This window comes from Pseudomonas sp. (genome assembly GCF_049590575.1).
Classification (GTDB): domain Bacteria; phylum Pseudomonadota; class Gammaproteobacteria; order Pseudomonadales; family Pseudomonadaceae; genus Aquipseudomonas.
Window position 1 is genome coordinate 1 of record NZ_JBAWDE010000165.1, and the last position, 5,335, is coordinate 5,335.

6 protein-coding genes are annotated in these 5,335 nt (G+C 64.5%); all 6 read left to right on the forward strand.

Features of this window, described 5'->3' with window-relative positions; genetic code table 11:
* Window positions 1–158 precede the first annotated feature (158 nt).
* The gene (locus WBR57_RS11925) at window positions 159–1,070 is read left to right on the forward strand and encodes an AMP-binding protein (RefSeq protein ID WP_424083999.1); all 912 of its coding nucleotides are present in this window, start codon (window positions 159–161) and stop codon (window positions 1,068–1,070) included.
* Entirely contained in the window at window positions 1,067–1,840 is a 774-nt protein-coding gene (locus tag WBR57_RS11930) for an ABC transporter ATP-binding protein (RefSeq protein WP_424084000.1), read from the forward strand. The genes WBR57_RS11925 and WBR57_RS11930 overlap by 4 nt, the downstream gene beginning before the upstream one ends.
* Window positions 1,837–2,718 carry a branched-chain amino acid ABC transporter permease gene (locus tag WBR57_RS11935; RefSeq protein ID WP_304630976.1) on the forward strand — a complete coding sequence of 294 codons (882 nt, stop codon included), beginning with the start codon at window positions 1,837–1,839 and terminating at the stop codon, window positions 2,716–2,718. Before WBR57_RS11930 ends, WBR57_RS11935 begins: the two co-directional genes overlap by 4 nt.
* A gap of 4 nt (window positions 2,719–2,722) precedes the next feature.
* Window positions 2,723–3,772 (forward strand): branched-chain amino acid ABC transporter permease, encoded by a 1,050-nt coding sequence (locus tag WBR57_RS11940; RefSeq protein WP_424084001.1) that lies wholly within the window; start codon window positions 2,723–2,725, stop codon window positions 3,770–3,772.
* A gap of 19 nt (window positions 3,773–3,791) precedes the next feature.
* Entirely contained in the window at window positions 3,792–5,132 is a 1,341-nt protein-coding gene (locus tag WBR57_RS11945) for an ABC transporter substrate-binding protein (RefSeq protein WP_424084002.1), read from the forward strand.
* A 3-nt stretch (window positions 5,133–5,135) separates the two neighbouring features.
* The coding region (locus WBR57_RS11950; protein WP_424084003.1) for an ATP-binding cassette domain-containing protein at window positions 5,136–5,335 on the forward strand (200 nt) is incomplete at its 3' end.

Sequence of the window (5,335 nt, forward strand, 5' to 3'; positions counted from 1 at the left end):
GGGCTTGCTCGCGAATGCGGACTGACATCCAACAGTGATGTCGACTGAAACACCGTTTTCGCGAGCAAGCCCGCTCCCACATTTTGATCTTCAGTGTTTGATCTATTTCAGCCAGCGGACCACCGCACGCTTACCAATCCAATAGGAGCATCACCCCTATGAGCGTGCACGAACTCAAACGTCCACTGGCCGTGGAATGGCCCGCCGAGTTGCTCGGCAACCTGCCCAAGGCGCTGGACCAGTTGCGCCACTGGGCGCAGATCACCCCGCTGCACACCGCGTTGCGCCACAAACGCCAGGGCCAGTGGTATGCCTGGCGCTGGATCGACGTGTTGCGCGATGTCGAGCGCTTGGCCGACGGTTTGCGCCAACAGGGCTTTGCACAGACGTCGCGGCTGGCCCTGAGTGGGGCATTCGAGCCCAACCTGTTGCTGCTGGCCCTGGCTGCGCAAACAGTCGGCGGGCAGGTGCTGACCCTCGCCGATGGCCTGGAAACCGAGGCGTTGCAACAGCAGTTATGGCGCATCCGCCCCAGCCATTCCTATGTGCAAGGCCGGCAGCAGGCGCGGCATTGGCAGTCCGCCAACCCATTGGATTTTGCCCTGCTACTCGGCCCTACGGAGCCCGCGCAGCAGTTGCAGCGCTGGTGGCGGCCGAGCGGCGAAACCCTGTTGTGGAGCGAGGAGGGCACCCAGTGGCAGGGCGGCCTGGCCGTGGTGCTCGAGCAATGGCTGAACAGCGGCCACGGCCTGGCGTTTCCGGAAAGCCTGGCCTCGGCGCAGCGCGATCGCAGTGAGGTGGCGCCCACCGGTCTGCTGCTGTCGCCAGAACGCCTGCAGCATGTGGCCGACGCTATCGAAAGCCGCCTGGCGCCCCACGGCACCTGGCGCCGACGCCTGTGCGACTGGGCCATCGCGCATCCGCAAAGCGGCCTGCGCCGGTTACTGAAAAACCGCGTGCGCCACCTGCTGGGCTTTCAGCGCCTGGCGTCTATCTGGCAGCCGCCGAGCACGCGCAAAACCGGCGGCGACCCGGCGTGGCTGGCTGAATTCAAACGGGACATCGCATGAGCCAGGCCATTCTCCAAGTGCGGGATATCTCGCTGTCATTCAAAGGGGTCAAGGCGATCAATGCCTTGTCCTTTGAGGTGCAGCGCGGCGAGATCTGCGCGCTGATCGGCCCCAACGGCGCCGGCAAAAGCTCGTTGCTCAATGTGCTCAACGGCGTGTACCGCTTCGATGCCGGCGAGATCGTCTTCGAGGCGCAGCACTTCCACCGTATCGACCCTTTGGGCGCTGCGCGCCGTGGCATTGGGCGTACGTTCCAGAACAACGCGTTGTTCAAGAAGATGAGCGTGCTCGACAACATCCTCACCGGCCTGTCGCGGCACATGCGCACAGGCTTTATCGAACAGGCGCTGGGCCTGCCGCGTGCGCGGCGCGAGGCCGAGGCGTTCCGCCTGCGTGCCCAGGCCATCCTCGAATTCCTCGAACTGCAGGCCCACCGTGACGTGCTGGTGGGCAACCTGTCCTACGGCTTGCAGAAGCGAGTGGAACTGGGCCGCGCCCTGATCGCCGGGCCCACCCTGTTGCTGCTGGACGAACCCATGGCCGGGATGAACGCCGAAGAAAAACACGAGATGGCGCGCTTCGTCGCCGATGTGAACCGCGACCTCGGCACCACCGTGGTGTTGATCGAGCACGACATGGGTGTGGTGATGGGCCTGTCCGACCATGTGGTGGTGCTCGACTACGGGCGCAAGGTCGGTGACGGCACACCGGCCGAGGTGCAGGCCAACCCCGAGGTGATCGCGGCCTACCTGGGAGTCGCACACGGATGACCTTCTTCTTTGAAACCCTGCTCGGCGGCCTGCTCGCCGGCACCATGTACTCGCTGGTCGCGATCGGCTTCGTGCTGATCTACAAGGCCAGCGGCGTGTTCAATTTTGCCCAGGGCTCGATGCTGCTGTTCGCCGCGCTGACCTTTGTGAGCCTGCACGATCAGGGCGTGCCGTTTGCCCTGGCGTTGCTGCTGACGGTGATCGTGATGATCGTCGGCGCCTTGCTCATCGAGCGCCTGGTGCTGCGGCCGCTGGTGAACCGTTCGCAGATCACCCTGTTCATGGCCACTCTCGGCCTGTCGTTCATCATCGAAGGCCTGGCCCAGGGCTTGATGGGCTCGCAGGTGCGCGCGCTGGACCTGGGCATCGACGACGTGCCGCTGTTTGTCGGGCCGCTGATGCTCAGCCAGTTCGACCTGATCGCTGCGGCGGTAGCCGTGGTGCTGGTGACGGTGCTGGCGCTGCTGTTCAACAAGACGCGCATTGGCGTGTCGCTGCGCGCCGTGGCGGATGACACCACGGCGGCGCTGTCGATCGGCATCAACCTCAACCGTATCTGGCAGATCGTCTGGGCGGTGGCCGGCATCGTCGGGCTGGTGGCCGGGCTGCTGTGGGGCGCGCGCCAAGGGGTGCAGTTTTCGCTGTCGCTGGTGGTGCTCAAGGCCTTGCCGGTGTTGATCATCGGCGGCTTTACCTCGATTGGCGGGGCGATTGTCGGCGGGCTGATCGTCGGTGCGGCGGAGAACCTGGCCGAGGTGTATATCGGCCCGCTGATCGGCGGCGGCATCACCCCGTGGTTTGCCTATGTATTGGCGTTGGCCTTCCTGTATATCCGCCCCGCCGGTTTGTTCGGCGAGCGCGCCATCGAGCGAGTCTGAAACCATGTCGATACCCGTTGCTCAAGAAACCGCGCCGTTGTTGCTGATTCAGCGGCGCGTGCCCTGGGGCCTGATCGGCCTGCTGGCGCTGGCCTTTGTGGTGGTGCCGCTGTGGGGCAATGACTATTGGCTGAATGCAATCCTGATTCCGTTCCTGGTGCTGTCGCTGGCCGGGCTGGGCCTGAACGTGCTCACCGGCTACACCGGGCAAACCTCGGTCGGCGCCGCCGGCTTCATGGCCGTGGGCGCGTTCGCCACCTACGGTTTTCTATTGCGCCTGCCCGAGCTGGGCTTGCCGGTGGCGCTGCTCGGTGGCGGCATTCTCAGCGCGCTGGTGGGGCTGCTGTTCGGTTTGCCCAGCTCGCGGATCAAGGGTTTCTACCTGATGGTCACCACCCTCGCGGCGCAGTTTTTCCTGGAGTGGGTGTTCGTCAAGTTCCCCTGGTTCTACAACTACGGTTCGTCCGGCACGATCTCAGCGCCCAAGCTCGCGCTGTTCGGGCATGACCTCAACACACCGCTGGGCCGTTACCTGCTGACCCTGGTCACCGTGCTGCTGCTGACCTGGACTGCCATCAACCTGGTGCGCAGCCAGGTCGGCCGCAACTGGATGGCGATCCGCGACATGGACACCGCCGCCGCCGTGGTCGGCATCCCGGTGGTGCGCTACAAGCGCCTGGCCTTTGCGGTCAGCTCGTTCTACCTGGGCATTGCCGGCGCGCTGTGGGCCTTTGCCTACCTGGGCACGGCCAGCGCCAGCAGCTTCGATATCAACCGCTCGTTCCAGATCCTGTTCATCATCATTATCGGTGGCATGGGCAGCATCGCCGGCAACTTCGTCGGCGCGGCGTTTATCAGTTTGCTGCCGATCGTCCTCAGCCATGCCGGGCAGGCGCTGTTCGGCGGTTCGGTGGATGCGGGGCAGTTGCAGAACCTGCAGAAAATCATCTTTGGCGTGTTGATCATCGTGTTCCTGATCAAGGAACCCGAGGGTTTGATTCGCCTGTTGCACAACCTGCGTGACCGTCTGCGGCAGTGGCCGCTGCGTTTCTAACCCCATTATGAGAATTCCCATGCGTGCATCCGTGAAACGTTCCCTGGTCGGCGCCGCCTTCGCGCTGGCCGCCCTGGCCGGTGCTGTGCCCCAGGCGATGGCCTCGCCCGACCAGCAATTCATCCCGTTGGCCACCTACCGCGTCGGCGCCTATGCCTCCAGCGGTGTGCAGGTGTGGGCCGGGATGATCGACTACCTGCGCTATATCAACGAGGTCGAAGGCGGCATCAACGGGGTCAAATTGGTCTGGCAGGAATGCGAGACCGAATGGACGGCGGAGAAGGGCATCGAGTGCTACGAGCGCTTCAAAAATGGCCTGGATGGCGCGCCGGTCGCGGTCTACCAGCCCAACGGTGCGCCCGCCGCGTATGCCCTGAGCGAGCGCGCGGAAGTCGACAAGATCCCGCTGATCACCCTGGGTTACGGCCGCACCGAGGCCACCGACGGCACGGTGTTCCCGTACAACTTCCCGGTGATGCTGACCTTCTACAGCGAGGCTTCAACCCTGGTGAACTACATTGCCCAGCGCGAGGGCGGGTTCGACAAACTCAAGGGCAAGAAGATCGCCACGGTCTACCACGACTCGGCCTATGGGCGCGAAACCCTCGGCCCGCTGAAACTGCTGGCCGAGAAATACGGTTTTGAAAATATCCAGATTCCGGTCGCCGACCCCGGCAACGAGCAATCGGCGCAATGGCGCCAGATCCGCCAGGCCAACCCGGACTGGGTATTCCTGCGCACCTGGGGGGTTTCCACCCCGGTGGCGGTCAAGACCGCCGCGCGCTTCGGCTTCCCGGTGGACCATATCATCGGCGATATCTGGGCCAGTTCCAGCGAAGACGTATTGCCCGCCGGCGCTGCCGCCAAGGGTTACCTGGCGCTCACGCCATACCCGGCCGGCAGCGATTTCGAGATCCACAAACGCCTCAAGCAATACGTCCTCGACAAGGGCCACAGCGACCTCAAGGACCTGAAAAACTTCGGCAGCGTCTACTACAACTCCGGGCTGGTGAACGCCGCCGTGGCGGTGGAAGCGATCCGCACCGGCCAGGCCAAGTTCGGCAAGCGCCCGCTCAACGGCGAAGAAGGCCGCTGGGGCCTGGAGCACTTGAATATCGATGACGCGCGCTTGAAGGACATGGGCTACCTGGGCCTGATGCAGAACCTCAAGCTGTCGTGCCGCGACCACGAAGGCGGCGGCTCGGCGCGGGTGCAGCAGTGGGACGGCGCCAACTGGGCGCTGATCAGCGACTGGATCGCCGCCGACCGTGCCTTGCTGCGCCCGCTGATCGATGAAAAATCCGCCGCGTTCGCCAAGGAAAAAGGCCTGACGCCGCGCACCTGCACCGGGGACGAATAAGCCATGAGCCAGCCCGCCACCGACTCCGCCAGCCCGTCGTTGCTGACGGTCAACGATATTGAAGTGATCTACGACGGCGCGATCCTCGCGGTGGCCGGGGTGTCGCTGAGCGTGCCCAAGGGCGCCGTCGTCGCCTTGCTCGGCGCGAATGGCGCCGGCAAGAGCACCACGCTCAAGAGCCTGATGGGCGTGGTGACGCCGCG

Coding starts and splice junctions, on each gene's coding strand:
- WBR57_RS11925 (WP_424083999.1), top strand. CDS start 159: ATGAGCGTGCACGAACTCAAACGTCCACTGGCCGTGGAATGGCCCGCC.
- WBR57_RS11930 (WP_424084000.1), top strand. CDS start 1,067: ATGAGCCAGGCCATTCTCCAAGTGCGGGATATCTCGCTGTCATTCAAA.
- WBR57_RS11935 (WP_304630976.1), top strand. CDS start 1,837: ATGACCTTCTTCTTTGAAACCCTGCTCGGCGGCCTGCTCGCCGGCACC.
- WBR57_RS11940 (WP_424084001.1), top strand. CDS start 2,723: ATGTCGATACCCGTTGCTCAAGAAACCGCGCCGTTGTTGCTGATTCAG.
- WBR57_RS11945 (WP_424084002.1), top strand. CDS start 3,792: ATGCGTGCATCCGTGAAACGTTCCCTGGTCGGCGCCGCCTTCGCGCTG.